This window comes from Pseudomonas marginalis (assembly GCF_900105325.1).
In the GTDB taxonomy this organism is placed as follows: domain Bacteria; phylum Pseudomonadota; class Gammaproteobacteria; order Pseudomonadales; family Pseudomonadaceae; genus Aquipseudomonas; species Aquipseudomonas marginalis.
On the sequence record NZ_FNSU01000003.1, the window covers coordinates 2,109,108 to 2,125,781 of the forward strand.

Sequence of the window (16,674 nt, forward strand, 5' to 3'; positions counted from 1 at the left end):
CAGCATGTTCAGCGAAAAGACAGCCACCCTGTGACAGCCTCGCGCTTCACTTCGGGCACTTGCCGACAAGTTGCGCCTAATTAATACAACACAGCCGATAGTGACCATGGTGAATGTAGTGGTTGACCTTACCCTGATTAAACCACGCTCGCGCCGAGCCTTTTTCAAGCGCCTCAAACCGCTTTGGCTCGGGCTTACGGTGGTCGCCGTGCTGCTCACTTGCGCGCTGTTCTGGCCGTCCTCCCCACGGGACCTCGGCGTGGGCAACCGCCTGCTGACGTCCCAGGTGCTGCCGCTGTGGCGCGACGGCGACCTGATCGTACTGGTGCGGCATGAAGAGCGCTGCGACCGTTCGAGCAACCCGTGCCTGGGCCCGGTGGAAGGCGTGACGATCAATGGCAGCCAACACGCCGAAAACCTGGGAAAAGCCTTTAAATCACTGGGCATGGACGGCACTGACGTACTCTCAAGCCCCGCCATTCGCACGGCTCAGACCTCGCGCTTCATGTTCGGCAAAACCGACATGACCTCCAGCGAACAAGCCGTCTGCGGCAAGGCCATGGGCGAAGAACTGCTCAGCCACAAACAGGCTGGACGCAACCTCGTATTCGTCACCCACAGCGGTTGCATCGCCGACTTTGAAACCGCCCTGGGCTTCCCCCACGCCAAGTTTTCCGAGTACGGCAGCGCGCTGTTCGTGCAGGTGCTGGCCAACGGCAAGTTCAAGGCCCTGGGCATCATGAAAAACCAGGACTGGCCTGCCGCGCTTAAACAAATCTAAGTCATTCCCTTCCCGCCGCCAGGCTTATGTTCAGCAAAAAGACAGCCCTGTTCTGGCATGTTTAGTTGCGTCCTTAATTAAGGTCGTTATGACTATTTCCTGTTATTTAGTGAACGCCGTGACGACTTTCGCCATTACTTCATTAGTTGAAAAAAACACCATCGGACGTCAAGGAGCGACGTTTTCATGACTCGCCTGAAACCCCTGCCGGTACTCTTGCTGGCCTTCGTCGCGTTTTATCTGTTGCCACTGGGCCTGCACGGTTTGTGGATACCGGATGAAACCCGCTACGCCCAGATCAGCCAGGAGATGCTCCTGAGCGGCAACTGGGTGGCACCGCACTTCATGGGCATCCGCTATTTCGAAAAACCGGCCGCCGGTTACTGGCTGATCGCCCTGGGCCAGGCCGTGTTTGGCCAGAACCTGTTCGGTGTACGCATCGCCTCGGCCCTGACCACCGGCTTGAGTGTGCTGCTCGCTTACCTGATCGCCCGTCGCCTGTGGAACGACCCGCGCAAAAGCTTCGCCTGCGCCCTGCTCTACCTGAGCTTTGGCCTGGTGGCCGGGCAAGCGGGGTATTCCAACCTCGATCCGCCATTCACCTTGTGGGTCAACCTGAGCCTGGTGGCGCTGTGGTTTGCCCTCGACAGCAGCACCCTGCGCAGCCGCCTGGGCGCCTGGGCCGTGTTGGGATTTGCCTGTGCCATGGGGTTCATGACCAAGGGTTTCCTGGCGTGGGCGCTGCCGGTGCTGATCGCCGTGCCCTATATGCTCTGGCAGCGGCGCCTGGGCGAGTTGCTGCGGTATGGCCCGCTGGCCATCGGCGTGGCCGTGCTGGTGTGTTTGCCCTGGGTGCTGGCGATCCACACTCAGGAACCGGATTTCTGGCGCTTCTTTTTCTGGAATGAACACATCCGCCGCTTCAGCGCCGACAACGCGCAACACGTGCGACCCTGGTGGTTCTTCCTGCCGATCATGGCGGTGGCTTGCCTGCCGTGGGCCGGGCTGCTGCCCAACACCCTGCACCAGGCCTGGACAGAAAAGCGCCACCCGGCAATCGCCTTCCTGGCCCTGTGGTTGCTGCTGCCCCTGGGCTTGTTCAGCCTGAGCAACGGCAAGCTGCCGACCTACATCATGCCGTGCCTGCTGCCCCTGGCGTTGCTGATGGGGCATACCTTGAGCGAGCTGGTCAGCCAAGGCAGAACCCGAACCCTGCGCCTCAATGGCCTGTTCAACTTCGTGATCGGCATGGCCGCCATGGTCGGGCTGATCTACCTGCAAATCGCGAGGCCGCTCTACGGCAACAGCCATGCCGAGATGTTCAGCCTGTCGCTGGCCTTTATCGTGCTGCTGGGCTGGATCCTCACCAACCTGCTGCAAAGCTTTAGGCCGCTGACGTTGTGGGCAATGCCAGCCCTGGGCATCGGCCTGCTGGTGGTGCTGCTGCCGTCGAGCATGCCGGCCTACATCGCCGATAACGAAATGCCCGACCAATTTGTGCTGGAGCATGTGGATGAGTTGCAGCACACCCACGCGCTGCTGAGCAATGAACTGGAGAGCGCCAGCGCCTTGGCCTGGCGCCTGCAACGACCCGACGTGACGCTGTATGACACCGAAGGCGAGCTGCGCTACGGCTTGCAATATGCCGATTCGGCTCCGCGCAAAGTCGATCTGGAGCAGGTGCAAGCCTGGCTCAAGGACGCTCGCCAACACGGCTCGGTCGGCGTGCTGCTGCGGGTCAACAGCACCAGTGAAATGCGCGAGGCAGGGCAATTGCCGCCCGGAGGCAAACGCTATTACAAGGGCTACCTGGAACTTATCCTCTACCCGCAGGCGCCATAATGCCGGGTTATCTCAAGACCGAACGCGGCGCCCTGCTGCTGTTGCTGGGCGTCTCGGCCCTGCTGCTGCTCACCGGCCTGGGTGCGCGTGACCTATGGGGCCCGGAAACCCGCTGGGCGAATATCGCCTTGCAGATGCTGCAGAGCGGTGACTATTTCGACCCATACCTCAAGGGCGGGCCGTATTACGACAAACCCCTGCCCTCCTACTGGCTGATCACCGGCGCGGCGCACCTGATGGGAGGCCTCGGGCCCTGGTCATTGCGCCTGCCGTCGGTGATCGGCGCGTGGCTGAGTGTGTGGCTGGTGTACCTGATTGGCGAACGCCTGTTCCGCAAGGGCACGGGGCTGATCGCCGGCTGGATGCTCGCCACCACCTTCTACTTCCTGTTCTGGGCCCGCGTGGCTACGGCGGATGTGCTCACCGTGTGCGGCGTGCTGGCGGCAGTCGCGTGGTATTGGCGCGGCCCAGACGACACGCGGCTGTGGCGCTATACGGTGTTTTTCCTGTTGCTGGCCCTGACGTCGTTGTTCAAGGGCCTGATCGGCTTTGTGCTGCCCGGCCTTGTACTGCTGCCGCACCTGCTCAGCGAACAGCGCTACAAGCGCCACCTCAATCTGCGCCTGCTGCTGGCCGTGCTGATCGCGGCCGCCGTGTATGCCGTGCCGTTCGTGCTGTCGCACTTGTACGGCGCACCGACCTATGGCGAGAGCGGCCTGGCGTTGGTGTTCCGGGAAAACGTGGTGCGCTTCTTCGACCCGTTCGACCATATGGGACCGATCTACACCTACCTGATCTACCTGCCCGCCTACACGTTGCCCTGGACCCCGTGCTGGCTGCTCGGCCTGTGGCTGGCCGTGCGGCACTGGCGCAACACCCCGCCGAACGTGCGCTGGCTGGTGTGGGGCCTGGGCCTGCTGTTCGTGTTCTTTACCGCCAGCGGCAGCCGGCGCAGCTACTACGTGTTGCCGCTGGTACCGTTCGCCCAATTGCTGGCGGCGTGGTGGCTGAGTGAGCGCGTGTTGAAAAAGCCCGCCAGTTGGCCGCGCTGGCAGAAGGGCTTTGGGGTCGCTGCCGCACTCATGCTGTTGATACTTGGCGTGGCCTATCCCTGGTCCAACGGCAACGGCGGCGTGACCCGCTTCGCCGAGGATGTGCAAGCCGAGGCCGTGAAAAGCACGCCCTGGAACCAATGGCAGATGGTGCTGGTGGAAGTCGACAACAAGGTCCCGATGTACCTGCAAAATGGCGGCAAGCCGTTCTACTACATCGCCGAGACCCAGGACTTTCCCCGCCAGGGCGACAGCGCCGCGTTCATGGCCTGGCTGGAAAAAACCAGCAGCCAGGCTTTCGACCCGCAGCGCACGATCATCGTCGCGCAGTTTTCCAAAGAAGATCCGACGCCTCTGGCGTATTTGGGTGCGGATCATCAGGTGATCACGACCCAGCCGGACAATGGCGAGCGGTTGTTTCGCAAGCGTGAAGAGGGCAGCGTAGCGTTCATCCCTGCGTCACGTTGATAGCTGCGCATCAGGTGTGCTTGCTCTTAAGATCGTTCCCACGCTCCTGCGTGGGAATGCAGCCCGTGACGCTCGGCGTCACCTGTGCACAGCAGCCGAAACGTGCAGCGGTTGGTTTTTTTGTCGGACCGCTCTTACGCAACTTTCGGGTTGCGTCTGATCAACCTCGCCGCTAACCTTCGCGGGTCGCTGCAAATTCAGCGAATGGGTGTGGTAGCCCAGTTCTTTCATAGACCCCAAAACGCTCAAGGGCGTTTTTTTGTGCGGGCTGCTTTGTGGCGGCTGTGCATGGGAGGCTTCGGCCTGCCGGGTTTCTATGACCGGTCTACCACCCCGTGTACAGTCGCCTCCTGACTTCGTGTGGTAGCGAAATGGAGGTGCTCATTCATAGGAGCTTCGCCATGAAAAAAGTCACACCCAATCCCCCGCCATCCACCTCGGATGACCATCCGCCAATCCCCCCCGATGTCATCTTCGCCGTGCGTCCCGGCCTGAGTACGGAAGCGGCCTTGAGCAACGCCAGCGAGATGCTTGAATCGGCCACGGTCTGCGCATACGGCTGCGCCGAACGTCTTGACGGTCACAACCGCCGGCATGTGCTGGCAATGGTGCAGATGATCGAGATTGCGCAGTTACTGGTGGATGAGGCGCTTAATCGGGAATGCCCGGCGGCCTGATCACACAGCGCAAATCCAATCAGCACAGCAAAGCCCCCTGTGGGAGTTGTCGAGCTTCAGCGAGGCTGCGATGGGGCCGGGGCGGGCGGTCAATTCGTCGACTGACCGGACGCTATCGAAGCCTCGCTGAAGCTCGACAACGCCCGCGCTGGATCTTCATCAGGCAGGATAAATGCAGTGAAGTTATCAACTGCCCATCGCCAGACTGAACGCTGACATTTGCGCAAACTAACAAGACGGCCGGGCCCACGGTACCTGCCATTAACGCTGAGCCTCTGCGATCCTGGAAGGGTTAAAAGTCTGTGATGTCGAAGTTCAGATTGACCTCGTAATTATTAAGCACAATTGATTTGGTTTTGAACCACAGCGTTCCGCTAATCGGTTTGTCAGGGTAGCTGTTTTTCAACTCAACCCAACCTTCAAGCCCTTTGTACTCTCTGGTTACACCGGTCTCTCGGATAAAAGTCATGTAAATCAGCGTCAGTTTCACCTGCGCGTCGCCAATCCTATAGGTGCCGCTGGAAACGTCCTCGCGATCAAGATGAAGACCAATGAGCGCTGTCTCACCAGGTTTTTCCAGATCATCCACGGTGCCATGGAAACGCAACGTCCCCTCCTGGTTGTCACGCCAGATCCATTCAGCGTCAAAGAACGACTCTACATTGGTGTACAGGTTCTTGACCGTCCCGGTCATAGTACCGGTGGCTGTCCCTCTACCAGGCTTCTGAAGTTCGATACCTTCAAACATGTTCATCTCCTCTCCAGTATCAGTGTGTAGTTGCCGCGCCAACCTGTATTGGATAGAAAAAAATGAGGTCCGTAACCTGTGATTTATGACAGGTTTAAGCACGTACTTTTTATTACTTGTTGTCATTAGGACACGGTTCACTTTAACCAGGACGGCACCCACGCTACCAACTCCCCATCCCCAAACTGAACGGCGAAAACTCCGCGAACTGCCAGCGCAACGCCAACGCCGCCGGGCGGCGGACCAGGTGTTCCACGGTCACTGTCCATAAGCGCTGCGCGCCCTCGAAGCGGGCGACCTCAGGCCCGTCGAGAATCAACGAGGTACGCCCGGCGACCTGCAACATGTCCCCCGATTCAAAGTCGATAAACAACAACCCCGCCACCGGATTGGCCGTCAGGTTGCCCAGGGTGTTGAAGAACAGGTTGCCGGCAAAATCCGGGATGGTCAGCACGTCGCCCTCCACGCGCACGAAGCCGGTGTGGCCGCCGCGATGGGAAACGTCCACCGAGCGTTCACCGTCGACATCCACGTAGCTGGCGACGAAGAATGTGTCGGCGTTGCGGATCATGGTTTCGGCTGCGGCGTCCAGGCCGCCCATGCGCTCGACCTGGCTGCCAGGTTTGCGTGCAACCCCATCGACCGGCCGCAGTTGGATGTATTTGGGGCAGTTCCCGAAGGTCTGCACGACGTCGATTGACAAGCCGTACTGATCAAGTCCGCCGACACGGCCGTTCATGCGGTTGCGGCGCCGGGTGTTCAGGTCGATGCCGAGCAGGCCCACTGCGGCACCCTCGTGCAAAGCGGCCCGAGCCGGGTCGCTGGCAGAGGGCAGGCTGTCAATCTGCAAAGTATAAGGATCGGGAGAATGGGCAAACCCCGGCGCGCCTTCGACCATCGTCGCCCAGGGAATCCCCTGCTCATCCACCACGCCGAGCATCAGGTACGGCAACAAGGGATAGAAGTCCCGATGCTGCTCCGGCAGGTGATCGCGTATCACCTTGGGCCCGACCACCGCCATGCGCTCGGCCACGCCGACCGCTGCTTGTAACTGCCGTTCGCCGGCATGCCAGGGGGACTGTTCGATAGGGTTCATGGCGATCACCTCAAGTTGGTTGCCCCCATGCTGCGCCCTACCAGCCAAATGCAGAATGCCCACCCCAGGCAATCCACTATTACGCCAACTGAAATGCCGAGTGCTCACGCAGCGCCGCCACGCAGTGGTCGACGAAGCTGCGCACGCGCATCGGCGCATGCCGGCCCTCGCGGTACACCACGTGCACCGGCAAGGGCGCTGGCTCGTAGCTCGGCAGAAGGCGGCATAACTGGCCGCCGAGCAGATGCTCATGCACCGGGTAGCTCAAGCAACGAACCAGCCCCGTGCCGTGCAGCGCCGCATTGATCGCGCCTTGCACCGTGGCGCAACTCAGCCGCGCGCGGGCCTTGAGCTGGCAACCCTGGAATTCCCAATGCACCGGGTTGGCATTCGCGATCAGACGATGCTGCTTGAGGTCGTCCGGGTGTCGGGGTTCACCGTGCGCCGCCAGGTAATCGGGACTGGCGCAGAGGATCTGCCGCACGTGCCCGACCGGGCGCGCGATCAGCGATGAGCTGGGCAACTCGCCGACCAGGATCGCCACGTCCAGCCCCTCTTCGTGCAGGTTGGGGTAATAGTCGTGGTAGTGGGCGGTGAGCTGCACCGCAGGGTAACGATCCATGTAGCTGGCCAACAGCGGCGCCATCACATAGCGGCTGAACAGCAACGGCATGAACACCCGCAGATTGCCCTGGGCCTGCACATGCAAGCCCTTGGCCGAGGCTTCGGCGGCGTCCACGGCGGCCAGCAGGTGCACGCAGTCGGCCAGGTACGCGTGCCCGGCGTCGGTCAGGTTGACGCCGCGCGTACTGCGCGCCAGCAATGCCACGCGCAGGCGCGCTTCCAGGCGGGCCACGGCGCGCACCAAGGTCGGGCCGGATACCTGGGCACTGCGCGCCGCCGACGCCAGGCTCGTTTGCCCGGCCAGCGCGGCGAACAGTTGCATGTCGCGATAACGTTCCATCAGCCGCGCCGCTGCATCGCCGGGTTCAAAGCTGCGTCCTGGCCGAGGCGATGGCTGAGGAAATCGACAAAGGTGAGGATCTTGGCCGGCACCCGTGGGCTTTTCTGGAACACCACCTGGATCGGCAGCGCTGCCGGTTCAAAGTCCTCCAGGACAATCTCCAGCTCACCCGCCGCCACCGCCGCCGCGACCTGATAGGACAGCACCCGCGTGATGCCCCAACCCACTCTCGCCAGATTGATCGCCGCGTTGTTCGCCGTGACCACCAGGCGCGGCTCCACCGGCACCGCCAATGGCTGGCCGCCCTCGACAAATGTCCACTCGCTCAGCAATTGGCTGGAAGACGAGGCAGCAAGCTTCGCCTCGCGTAACTGCGACGGGTGCCGAGGCCGGCCCTGCTGCGCCAGGTAAGCCGGCGCCGCACACACCACCCGGCGCACCTCACCGACCTTGATCGCCTGCTGCCCCGGCTCATGCAGATGACCGATACGCACCGCCACATCCACCCCTTCGTCGACCATGTTGACCACCCGATCCACCAGCAAGGCATTGATATTCACCAGCGGAAAACGGTCAAGGTACTCGCCCAGCACCGGCGCCACATACAACTCGCCAAACAGTACCGGTGCGGTCACCGTGAGGTGGCCGCAGGGGATCGAATAACTGCCCGCCGCCGCTTCTTCGGCTTCGTCCAGCTCGGCGAGGATGCGCCGGCAATCTTCGAGGTAACGCTGGCCGGCCTCGGTCAGGTGCAGGCTGCGGGTGGTGCGCGCCAGCAGCTGGGTGCCGATGCGCGCTTCCATGGCGGCGATGGCCCGGGTCACGCTGGGGGGCGAGGTGTTCAGGCGGCGCGCCGCGGCGGCAAACCCCTCCTCCTCGGCCACTGCCAGGAACACCTGCATTTCGTGAAATCGGTCCATCGATGCGCCTCAGCAACGTTAATGTGATTGCAACCCTACCGCCGTACGCGGCATGCCCACAAATCCCGGCAAGGCCTCGATACTGGCAAGCCAGGCGCGCACCTTAGGGTAGTCGGCCAGCGACACATTGCCTTCCGGCGCATGGGCCACATAGGTGTAGAACGCAATATCGGCGATGCTCGCTTGCTCCCCCGCCAGGAAGCGGGTTTCGCTCAGTTGCTGCTCCACCAGTGCCAACAAGCCATGGGCACGGCTGATCGCCGCCGCCGCATCCACATCGGCACCGAATACCACAGCCAGCCGTGCGGTGGCGGGCCCGGCGTGCAGCTGGCCGGCGGCCGCCGACAGCCAGCGCTGTACGCGCGCCTGCCCCACCGGGTCGCTTGGCAACCATTGGCCCTTGCCGTATTTCGTGGCGAGGTAGACCAGGATCGCGTTGGAGTCCGCCAGTACGGTGCCGTTATCGTCAATCGCCGGGACCTGGCCGAAACGGTTGATGGTCGCAGTGAAGTCAGCGCTTTTATGCGCGCCTTGCTTGAGGTCCACCAGGATGAACTCGCTGGGCAATCCCAGCAGGGACAGCATCAGCTCGGCCCGATGGGAATGGCCGGACAAGGGGAAACCATAGAGTTTGATCGCAGGCTGGGACATGTAAGGCTCCAAGGGTGGGGTTTTGACACCGGCATGTTCCACCGCTGCGCCGACCACTGGAATCACCAGCTTTTACAATCCAGCATTTCAGCCGGTGAAACAATCACTCGCCAAACAATTCGACGATCAACGCAAACAGCGTGGTCTTCACCGCACTGTCCAACGTGGTCCAGGCCAACCCCGTACGCGCCTGAAACGCCCCCAACGCCAGTGGCCGCGACACACAATTGGCCGGCAACGCCCGCGCGGCCTGCTGCGGCAGTACGCCGACGCCCAACCCGGCGCAGACCAGCGCGAGCATGGTGGTGAACTCGCCCAGTTCGGACGCGATCTGCAAAGGGATGCCCACGGCCTGGATAAATTCGTCGTAGAACCCCGGCGCATAGCGCCGCGCAAGGATGTACACCGGCACGTCGAGCAGGTCGCCGGGCTGGATCGACGCCTGCGCGGCCAGCGGATGATCCATCGGCAGGGCCACGCAGAACGGCTCGCGCAGCACCACGCGGGTCTGCACCCCAGGGTAGGCGGCAGGCAGGCGCATCAGGCCGAAATCCAGGCGATCGTTCTTCAGCGCGGCGGCTTGATCGGGGCCGGGCATGTCCTTGAGTTCCAGCTCGATACGCGGGTAGCGCTGATGCACCATGCGGATCAACTCGGGTAACAGGTGCGGCAATACCGACGACACAAAGCCCAGGCGCACCCGGCCGATTTCCCCCCGGTTGGACGCCCGCGCCGCCTCCGCCGCCCGCGCGGCCTGGTGCAGGGTCGCCTGGGCTTCGGGCAGGAATACCCGACCGGCATCGGTCAAGGTCACCGAGTGGCGATTGCGGTCCAGCAGGCGTACGCCCAGGCCAGTTTCGAGCAGCTTGATCTGCATGCTCAGGGCCGGTTGCACAATCGACAACTGCGCCGCCGCCCGGCCGAAATGCAGCTCCTGGGCCAGTACCACAAAGGCGCGCAAGTGCTTGAGCTCCATCGATCCTCCCCGGTTATCACGGATATTGATCAGCCGATCATAAATGAACATTGGACCTGCGCCCTACACCGGAGTGAAGTTAAGCCAATCAGCCGTTGTTTTGATTATCACAAGCGCGCCCGGAGAAACATGCCCATGCAAAGCGTTCTAGACACCTTTCGCCTCGATGGCCGGCTGGCGCTGGTCACCGGCTCCAGTGCCGGTATCGGCCTGGCCATCGCCCGAGGCCTGGCCCAGGCCGGTGCGCGGGTGGTGCTCAACGGGCGTAACCGCAGCACCTTGCGCGACGCGGCCGCGCTGCTGACCCTTGAAGGCCTGGAGGTGCACACCCAAGCGTTCGATGTGACCGACAGCGCGGCGATCCAGGCCGGCGTGGCCGCTATCGAGGAACGCCTCGGGCCCTTGGACATCCTGGTCAACAACGCCGGCATGCAGCGCCGTGGGCCGCTGGAAGACTACAGCGAGCAGCATTGGCGCGAACTGATCAGCACCAACCTCGACAGCGCCTTTCTGGTGGGCCAGGCCGTGGCGCGAGCGATGATCCCGCGCAAGCGTGGGCGCATCATCAATATCTGTTCGGTGCAAAGTGAATTGGGCCGCCCGGGCATCGCGCCGTATGCAGCGAGCAAAGGCGCGTTGAAGATGCTCACCAAGGGCATGGCCATCGACTGGGGCCCCCACGGGCTGACGGTCAACGGTATCGGCCCCGGCTACTTCAAGACCGAGTTGAACGCCAACCTGGTGACCAACCCCGAGTTCAGCGACTGGCTGGTGCAACGTACGCCAAGCCGACGCTGGGGCGACGTCGCTGAGTTGGCCGGTGCGGCGGTGTTCCTGGCCAGCGATGCCGCGAGTTTCGTCAACGGTCATATCCTCTATGTCGACGGTGGCATCACCGCGTCGCTGTAACCCTGGAGAACCCTATGCACGCCATTGTCTGCCACGCCTCAAAAGACCTGCGGGTCAGCCCCCAGGACGAACCTCACAGCCTGGGCCCCGAGCAACTGCGCGTGCGCATTGCCCGCGGCGGCATCTGCGGCTCGGACTTGCACTATTACCAGCACGGCGGCTTCGGCACCGTGCGCCTGCGCGAGCCGATGGTGCTCGGCCATGAAGTGTCGGCAGTGATCGATGCCGTGGGCTCCGACGCCGGCCGGTTCAAGGTCGGCCAGCGCATTGCCGTATCGCCCTCGCGTCCGTGCGGTGCTTGCCGTTATTGCCATCAAGGCCTGCCCAACCACTGCCTGGACATGCGCTTCTACGGCAGCGCGATGCCCTTCCCGCATATCCAGGGCGCGTTCCGCCAGAGCCTGGTGATCGAGACGCATCAGGCACATCTTTTGGCCGATCATGTCAGCCTCGCCGAAGGTGCACTGGCCGAACCGCTGTCGGTGGGGTTGCATGCGATCCAACGGGCCGGCGCAGTATTCGGCAAGCGCGTGCTGGTGACCGGTTGCGGCCCCATCGGCAACCTGCTGATCGCCGGCCTGCGCGCCGCCGGTGCGGCTGAAATCGTCGCGGTGGACCTGTCCGCCAGCGCCCTGGCCTGCGCGAAAAAAATGGGCGCCACGCGCACCCACAACATCGCCGACGGCATCGACGCGCTCAAGCGCTACACCGCCGAGAAGGGTTACTTCGAGGTGATGTTCGAAGTCTCCGGCAGTGCCCAGGCCCTGCGTAACGGCCTGGACTGCATCGCCCCACGCGGCGTGCTGGTCACGGTCGGCTTGGGCGGTGAGGTGTCGCTGCCGCTGAACCTGCTGGTCAGCCGCGAGATCGACCTGCGCGGCACCTTCCGCTTCCACAGTGAGTTTGCCCAGGCGGTGGACTTGCTCAATCGCCAGGTTATCGACGTGTGCCCGGTGATCTCCCACACGGTGCCGTTCGAACAGGCGGTGCAGGCGTTTGAACTGGCGGCGGACAAGACCCAGGCGATGAAGGTGGTGCTGGATTTTGGCGTGGTGGATCAGCCTTGAACCTGTGATGAGCCCTTCGGGGTCAGCCATACTTTTGTGGCGAGCGGGCTTGCCCTAGGCTTTTTGTAGGAGCGAGCTTGCTCGCGAAAAACGCCCAGACAACGCGCTCATTCTCGATAAGCGCGGTGGCCCTGAGTTCTTCGCGAGCAAGCTCGCTCCTACAGTGAATCACTTTCGCTTAACTGAACGCTTAGCGCTCTTGCAAGCGCTCACGCAAAAACCGGTGGCTCCTGGAAAACAACCGCCGATAGGTCAACAACACCGCCCCCACCGTGCCCAACGCCGACGACGCGGCAATCAGGAACATGATCACGATCTGATACCGCACCGCGTCCACCGGACTTTCCCCCGCCAGCACCTGGCCGGTCATCATGCCGGGCAGGCTGACAATGCCGACCACGGTCATTTGGTTCAGCGTCGGGATCATCCCCGCGCGTACCGCCTGGCGGATCGCTTCCTGCGCCGCCTCCCAGCGTGAGCCGCCGAGGGCCAGGATCATCTCGATGGTGTTGCGCCCCGAGGTCAGTTCCTGGGTCATGCGTTCGATCCCCAGGGACACACCGGTCAGGGTGTTGCCGAGGATCATGCCGAGGATCGGGATCGCGTACTGAGGCTCGTACCACGGGTGGATGCGGATCACCGCAAACAAGCCCACTGCCGTCACCAGCCACGAACTGCCCCACACCGACAGGATGCTGTCGACCCTTTGCCCCCGGTACGTGCGACGCCCACGCCCCGCCGCCGACAGCCCGGCGATCAGGGTCATTGCGCCCATCAACGGCAGTACCACATACCAGTAGGCGAACGCGAACACCCAGCCCAGCAGGTAACCGATGGCCGACAGTTGCACCACGGTACGCACCGCCGCCCACAGCAACTGGCGGCCCAGGCCCAGGCGCAGCAGCAGGGAGAGCGCACCGTTGACCAGGATCAGCGAAGCGGCGATGGCCATGTCCAGGGCGGTGAGGTTTTGATAGTTCATGGCTGGACCGCCTCGCTCAACACCCCGGCACTCATCTGCCAGTGGATGTCGCTCATGCGCCGGGCCTGGTCGAGGTCGTGGGACACCCAGACATAGGCGCGGGCATTGTCGCCGGCAAACCAGGCGCTGATCAACGCTTCCACATCGCGGGATGAGGTGGGGTCGAGGGCGGCGGTGGGTTCGTCCAGCAGCAGCACCTCGGGGTTGAGTTGCAGGGTGCGGATCAGCGAGACCACCTGGGCCTCGCCACCCGACAGGTCCAACGCGTTCTTGGTCAAAAAATCCGCCGCCTTACCGGCATGCCCCAGCAAAGTGGTCACCGCTTCCGGGTCGAAGCGACGCTGGCGCAGGGTCTTGAGGCTGAAGGGAAAACGCAGGTTGTCCTCCACCGTGCCTTCGAGCAGCGCCGGGCGTTGGGACAGGTAGCTGATATGGCTGCGGTAGTGCGGAATCTGCGCATCGACAATCGGCTGGCTATTCCACAGCACCTGCCCGCTGGTGGGGGCGTCCAGCAACGCCAATGCGCGCAGCAACACACTTTTGCCAGAGCCGGAGGAACCGGTGATCGACACCCGGTCGGCGCGGTTCAAGGTGAAACTCGTGGGTTGGAGCAACAGCACCTGGCGGCGCTCGTCCATGCGCGTGAGGGCGCGGGTTTCGATCAGTGCACTCATGGACGCGGTGTCCCTCTTAAACCTGTTGGGCGCAATGGTGCGGCAGGCGCGGGAAGTTTTCATGAAAAATTTCAAACTATCGCCACCACTACGGCGAAGGCCTTTTGCTTACTTTTGGGCCTTTCCAAAAGTGAGCCGCCGTAAGGGCGGAACCCATAGCGGCCGTTACCGCAGCAACGGATATGTACCCGGCCCAATCCAAAAAAAAGGTCGGCCCAGAGGCCGCCATCGGGGCATAGGTATCTACACAACTTTGGCTCAACGCTGAACGCCCCGCAGATTGGGCTGTTGTGGCGAGCGGGCTTGTCCCGCGCTGGGCTGCGTAGCAGCCCCAGTAAAGAAGAACGCGGTGTATCAGACACTCTGTAGAGGCTGGTTTTGGGGCTGCTTCGCAGCCCAGCGCGGGACAAGCCCGCTCGCCACAGGGAGATTTGTCAGGATCTGAAAAGTTGTGTAGATACCCATCGCCATCGGGAACAAGCACCCTCCCACACTTGACCCCGTGCAACCCAAAAAAGAGTACGGGTTTGATCCCAAGCCCGATTTGCAATCAAACGCCGCAGTGCCTATATTTCCCGCCTGGCGCTCTCTACGCCACCTTCCGCGGAAAGGGCTGCGCCCAGGACAATGAAGCTCTACCTCATTTCTACGACTCCCAACCTTAAAGCGGAAAAGGTTTGTGCAAGGAGATCGTATGTCGCAACGCCCTGTATCCTCCAACACCGATGGCCGTCTCAACCTTGAGCAACAGCGCAAGCGCGCCAAGGAACTGTTGCGCCAGCTGAAAGCCCAGGACCCCGGCGCCACCCTGTCTCAGGCCCAATGGCAGATCGCCAGGCAACTGGGTTTCAGCAGTTGGCCCAAGCTCAAGGCCCATGTCGACGCCATTGATTTCGCCGCCCGCCATCCCGACTTTGCCGCCAGCGACGAAGCGCGCACCACCCACTGGCGCTGCGGCAATGACATTGCCCATAGCCTTCAGATTGCCGGGTTCAAGGGCCACTTCCACATGCTGAGCGACCCGCTGTGCATGGGGCCGGTTCGCGACATACCCACCGCAGAATTCCGCGCCCTGCGCAGCGCGTTCATCAGCCAGGCCTTTGCCCTGCCCTTAGCGGACGTCACGCGCCGCGTCGACGATGAATACGATCAGCTCCACACCTTGGCCAGTGCCGAGCACAGCGTGCTGTGGTGCGAGGCGGACGCCTATGACCAGTTGTTCCTGATCCGTGCCCTGGCCGGCCTGGAGCAGGCACCGCCCAAGCTGGAGCTGATCGAGGTGGATCGTATTCCCGGTGTCGAGCGCTTTATCGGTATCGGCCAGTTGGCGCCGGATGTATTGGCGTGGCTATGGCTACAGCGGCGCCTCATCGGTGACGATGCGGTGCAACTGGCCAAACAGGCCTGGTCGGCCTATTGCGACAGCTCACCGACCCCGTTGGCCGAGCTTGCCCATGGCAAACACCCGGCCCTGCCCTTGCTGGCGCCGGCGCTGTTGCGTCAATTACAGGAGTTGCCGGGAACACGCGATGGCCTGTCGCTGACCGAGCGCCTGGCCCTGACCTACCTCGCCGAAGCCGGGCCGCTGCCGTTTGGCCGTGTGTTCGCCGAACTGGCGGCCAGGCGCGACCCGCTGCCGTTCCTGGGGGACATGATGTTTCATGCGCTGTTGCGGCCGTTGATCGATGGCGAGCAGCCGTTGCTGACGGAAACCGAGGCGCATCTGGACTGGCCCCGCCGCCCGCTGTCGCTGACCCCCTTGGGCCATAGCGTGCTCAACGGACAGGCGTACTGGCTCGACCATGCCAGCCACGAACGCTGGGTGGGCGGAACGTGCATCAGGCCCGGCCAACCGCACTGGATGATTGATGAGGCCCTGCGCCCCCAGTACAGAACACCGTAAAAAAACAGCCCGCCGTGCATCACCCACGGCGGGCTGTTTTAGTAGTCATCGGCGCCCAGGCTGAAGACGGTGGTGCATCAACGCTGAATCAGGCTAAGGTGCCGCCCACGCGCCCTTTCCCTGCGAGACCTCTGCATGCGACCCCTGATCTTCGCCAGCCTGTGCCTGCTGGCAGGCTGCCAACAAACGCCGCCGGCCAACGACCAGCTCGACGCCGTACTCTGGACCCAGACCTCCATCGAACACGAGTTGATCTATCGCCAGGTCTTCGCCCATGCCACCCGCCAGCTCGACGTGGCGCTGGCCGATCCCAGCTGGGACGCGCTGCCCTTCCCGCCCCGCAACCTGAGCGGCCTGCCGCCGGCGGTGGTGGTGGATATTGACGAAACCCTGCTGGACAACGTGCCGCTCAATGCCCGCGACGTCATCAATAACCAAGTGTATGGCTACGACCGCTGGAACACCTGGGTCGACCAGGCCAAGGCCCAGGCCCTCCCCGGTGCCGTGGCGTTCCTGCAAGCGGCGCAACAAAAAGGCATCACGGTTTACTACCTGACCAACCGCGAGCACAGCCAGGTCGCGGCCACGGTGGCCAACCTGCGCCTGCGCGGTTTTCCGGTGGAGAGCCATCAACAGGTGCTCGCCGCCAGCACGCCTACCGGGCACTGCGAAAGCGCCGGCTACGGCAAGAACTGCCGCCGCCAATGGGTCGCCAGCCATGCTCGCGTGCTATTGATGGCCGGTGATTCCCTGGGGGATTTCGTCCAGGCCGAACGCAACACCCTCGAGGCCCAGCGCAAGGCCGTCGAACCCTATGTGAACTGGCTCGGGCAGCGCTGGTTTTTGCTGCCCAACCCGACTTACGGCAACTGGTACAGCGCGCCCTATGGGGACGATGAAAAGCTGCCGTTCGCGCAGAAACGCCAGCTCAAGCAGCAGGCGTTGCAGTTGCAGGAGTAACGCC

General features: G+C 62.8%; 16 protein-coding genes. 8 read left to right on the forward strand and 8 right to left on the reverse strand.

The window, feature by feature from the left end:
• Nucleotides 1–106: 106 nt before the first annotated feature.
• The 4 genes from pmrG to BLW22_RS18835 all read left to right on the forward strand — a co-directional run bounded on the left by pmrG (nt 107) and on the right by BLW22_RS18835 (nt 4,820).
• Nucleotides 107–781: a lipopolysaccharide core heptose(II)-phosphate phosphatase PmrG gene (gene pmrG, locus BLW22_RS18820; RefSeq protein ID WP_065923764.1), complete on the forward strand. Its 675-nt coding sequence runs from the start codon at nt 107–109 to the stop codon at nt 779–781.
• A 186-nt stretch (nt 782–967) separates the two neighbouring features.
• Nucleotides 968–2,623 (forward strand): lipid IV(A) 4-amino-4-deoxy-L-arabinosyltransferase, encoded by a 1,656-nt coding sequence (gene arnT, locus BLW22_RS18825; protein WP_074847253.1) that lies wholly within the window; start codon nt 968–970, stop codon nt 2,621–2,623.
• Nucleotides 2,623–4,143 carry an ArnT family glycosyltransferase gene (locus BLW22_RS18830; protein ID WP_074847254.1) on the forward strand — a complete coding sequence of 507 codons (1,521 nt, stop codon included), beginning with the start codon at nt 2,623–2,625 and terminating at the stop codon, nt 4,141–4,143. Before arnT ends, BLW22_RS18830 begins: the two co-directional genes overlap by 1 nt.
• A gap of 401 nt (nt 4,144–4,544) precedes the next feature.
• Nucleotides 4,545–4,820, forward strand: a complete 276-nt coding sequence (locus BLW22_RS18835) for a DUF6124 family protein (protein WP_074847255.1) — start codon at nt 4,545–4,547, stop codon at nt 4,818–4,820.
• A 292-nt stretch (nt 4,821–5,112) separates the two neighbouring features.
• Here the strand turns inward: BLW22_RS18835 and BLW22_RS18840 are convergent, their stop codons facing one another.
• The 6 genes from BLW22_RS18840 to BLW22_RS18865 all read right to left on the reverse strand — a co-directional run bounded on the left by BLW22_RS18840 (nt 5,113) and on the right by BLW22_RS18865 (nt 10,175).
• The gene (locus tag BLW22_RS18840) at nt 5,113–5,568 is read right to left on the reverse strand and encodes a hypothetical protein (RefSeq protein ID WP_143045150.1); all 456 of its coding nucleotides are present in this window, start codon (nt 5,566–5,568) and stop codon (nt 5,113–5,115) included.
• 163 nt (nt 5,569–5,731) lie between these two features.
• Entirely contained in the window at nt 5,732–6,664 is a 933-nt protein-coding gene (locus BLW22_RS18845) for a pyridoxamine 5'-phosphate oxidase family protein (RefSeq protein ID WP_074847257.1), read from the reverse strand.
• A gap of 79 nt (nt 6,665–6,743) precedes the next feature.
• Entirely contained in the window at nt 6,744–7,628 is an 885-nt protein-coding gene (locus BLW22_RS18850; protein ID WP_074847258.1) for a LysR family transcriptional regulator, read from the reverse strand.
• Nucleotides 7,628–8,548 carry a LysR family transcriptional regulator gene (locus tag BLW22_RS18855; protein ID WP_065926979.1) on the reverse strand — a complete coding sequence of 307 codons (921 nt, stop codon included), beginning with the start codon at nt 8,546–8,548 and terminating at the stop codon, nt 7,628–7,630. Before BLW22_RS18855 ends, BLW22_RS18850 begins: the two co-directional genes overlap by 1 nt.
• A gap of 18 nt (nt 8,549–8,566) precedes the next feature.
• On the reverse strand, nt 8,567–9,199 hold the full coding sequence (locus tag BLW22_RS18860) for a glutathione S-transferase family protein (RefSeq protein WP_065926978.1): 633 nt from the start codon (nt 9,197–9,199) through the stop codon (nt 8,567–8,569).
• Between the two features lie 103 nt (nt 9,200–9,302).
• Nucleotides 9,303–10,175: a LysR family transcriptional regulator gene (locus tag BLW22_RS18865; protein WP_074847259.1), complete on the reverse strand. Its 873-nt coding sequence runs from the start codon at nt 10,173–10,175 to the stop codon at nt 9,303–9,305.
• A 135-nt stretch (nt 10,176–10,310) separates the two neighbouring features.
• Here BLW22_RS18865 and BLW22_RS18870 point away from each other — a divergent pair, with 135 nt between their 5' ends.
• On the forward strand, nt 10,311–11,084 hold the full coding sequence (locus BLW22_RS18870) for a glucose 1-dehydrogenase (RefSeq protein ID WP_074847260.1): 774 nt from the start codon (nt 10,311–10,313) through the stop codon (nt 11,082–11,084).
• A gap of 14 nt (nt 11,085–11,098) precedes the next feature.
• Nucleotides 11,099–12,151, forward strand: coding sequence for an L-idonate 5-dehydrogenase (locus BLW22_RS18875; RefSeq protein WP_074847261.1), 1,053 nt, complete (start codon nt 11,099–11,101; stop codon nt 12,149–12,151).
• A gap of 190 nt (nt 12,152–12,341) precedes the next feature.
• Here the strand turns inward: BLW22_RS18875 and BLW22_RS18880 are convergent, their stop codons facing one another.
• On the reverse strand, nt 12,342–13,133 hold the full coding sequence (locus BLW22_RS18880) for an ABC transporter permease (protein WP_074847262.1): 792 nt from the start codon (nt 13,131–13,133) through the stop codon (nt 12,342–12,344).
• Nucleotides 13,130–13,807, reverse strand: a complete 678-nt coding sequence (locus BLW22_RS18885; protein WP_074847263.1) for an ABC transporter ATP-binding protein — start codon at nt 13,805–13,807, stop codon at nt 13,130–13,132. The genes BLW22_RS18880 and BLW22_RS18885 overlap by 4 nt, the downstream gene beginning before the upstream one ends.
• A 694-nt stretch (nt 13,808–14,501) precedes the next feature.
• Here BLW22_RS18885 and BLW22_RS18890 point away from each other — a divergent pair.
• Together BLW22_RS18890 and BLW22_RS18895 are read left to right on the forward strand one after the other, a co-directional pair.
• A complete protein-coding gene (locus BLW22_RS18890) occupies nt 14,502–15,710 on the forward strand; it encodes a DUF1835 domain-containing protein (protein ID WP_074847264.1) in 1,209 nt (402 codons plus the stop codon).
• 135 nt (nt 15,711–15,845) lie between these two features.
• Nucleotides 15,846–16,670 carry a 5'-nucleotidase, lipoprotein e(P4) family gene (locus tag BLW22_RS18895; protein ID WP_065926971.1) on the forward strand — a complete coding sequence of 275 codons (825 nt, stop codon included), beginning with the start codon at nt 15,846–15,848 and terminating at the stop codon, nt 16,668–16,670.
• Nucleotides 16,671–16,674: the final 4 nt, after the last annotated feature.

Bases quoted from the DNA above. Each gene is read 5' to 3' on its own strand.
- BLW22_RS18890 (WP_074847264.1), top strand. From the start codon at position 14,502: ATGTCGCAACGCCCTGTATCCTCCAACACCGATGGCCGTCTCAACCTT.
- BLW22_RS18835 (WP_074847255.1), top strand. From the start codon at position 4,545: ATGAAAAAAGTCACACCCAATCCCCCGCCATCCACCTCGGATGACCAT.
- BLW22_RS18845 (WP_074847257.1), bottom strand. From the start codon at position 6,664: ATGAACCCTATCGAACAGTCCCCCTGGCATGCCGGCGAACGGCAGTTA.
- BLW22_RS18855 (WP_065926979.1), bottom strand. From the start codon at position 8,548: ATGGACCGATTTCACGAAATGCAGGTGTTCCTGGCAGTGGCCGAGGAG.
- arnT (WP_074847253.1), top strand. From the start codon at position 968: ATGACTCGCCTGAAACCCCTGCCGGTACTCTTGCTGGCCTTCGTCGCG.
- BLW22_RS18860 (WP_065926978.1), bottom strand. From the start codon at position 9,199: ATGTCCCAGCCTGCGATCAAACTCTATGGTTTCCCCTTGTCCGGCCAT.
- BLW22_RS18850 (WP_074847258.1), bottom strand. From the start codon at position 7,628: ATGGAACGTTATCGCGACATGCAACTGTTCGCCGCGCTGGCCGGGCAA.
- BLW22_RS18830 (WP_074847254.1), top strand. From the start codon at position 2,623: ATGCCGGGTTATCTCAAGACCGAACGCGGCGCCCTGCTGCTGTTGCTG.
- BLW22_RS18875 (WP_074847261.1), top strand. From the start codon at position 11,099: ATGCACGCCATTGTCTGCCACGCCTCAAAAGACCTGCGGGTCAGCCCC.
- pmrG (WP_065923764.1), top strand. From the start codon at position 107: ATGGTGAATGTAGTGGTTGACCTTACCCTGATTAAACCACGCTCGCGC.
- BLW22_RS18870 (WP_074847260.1), top strand. From the start codon at position 10,311: ATGCAAAGCGTTCTAGACACCTTTCGCCTCGATGGCCGGCTGGCGCTG.
- BLW22_RS18865 (WP_074847259.1), bottom strand. From the start codon at position 10,175: ATGGAGCTCAAGCACTTGCGCGCCTTTGTGGTACTGGCCCAGGAGCTG.
- BLW22_RS18840 (WP_143045150.1), bottom strand. From the start codon at position 5,568: ATGTTTGAAGGTATCGAACTTCAGAAGCCTGGTAGAGGGACAGCCACC.
- BLW22_RS18895 (WP_065926971.1), top strand. From the start codon at position 15,846: ATGCGACCCCTGATCTTCGCCAGCCTGTGCCTGCTGGCAGGCTGCCAA.
- BLW22_RS18885 (WP_074847263.1), bottom strand. From the start codon at position 13,807: ATGAGTGCACTGATCGAAACCCGCGCCCTCACGCGCATGGACGAGCGC.
- BLW22_RS18880 (WP_074847262.1), bottom strand. From the start codon at position 13,133: ATGAACTATCAAAACCTCACCGCCCTGGACATGGCCATCGCCGCTTCG.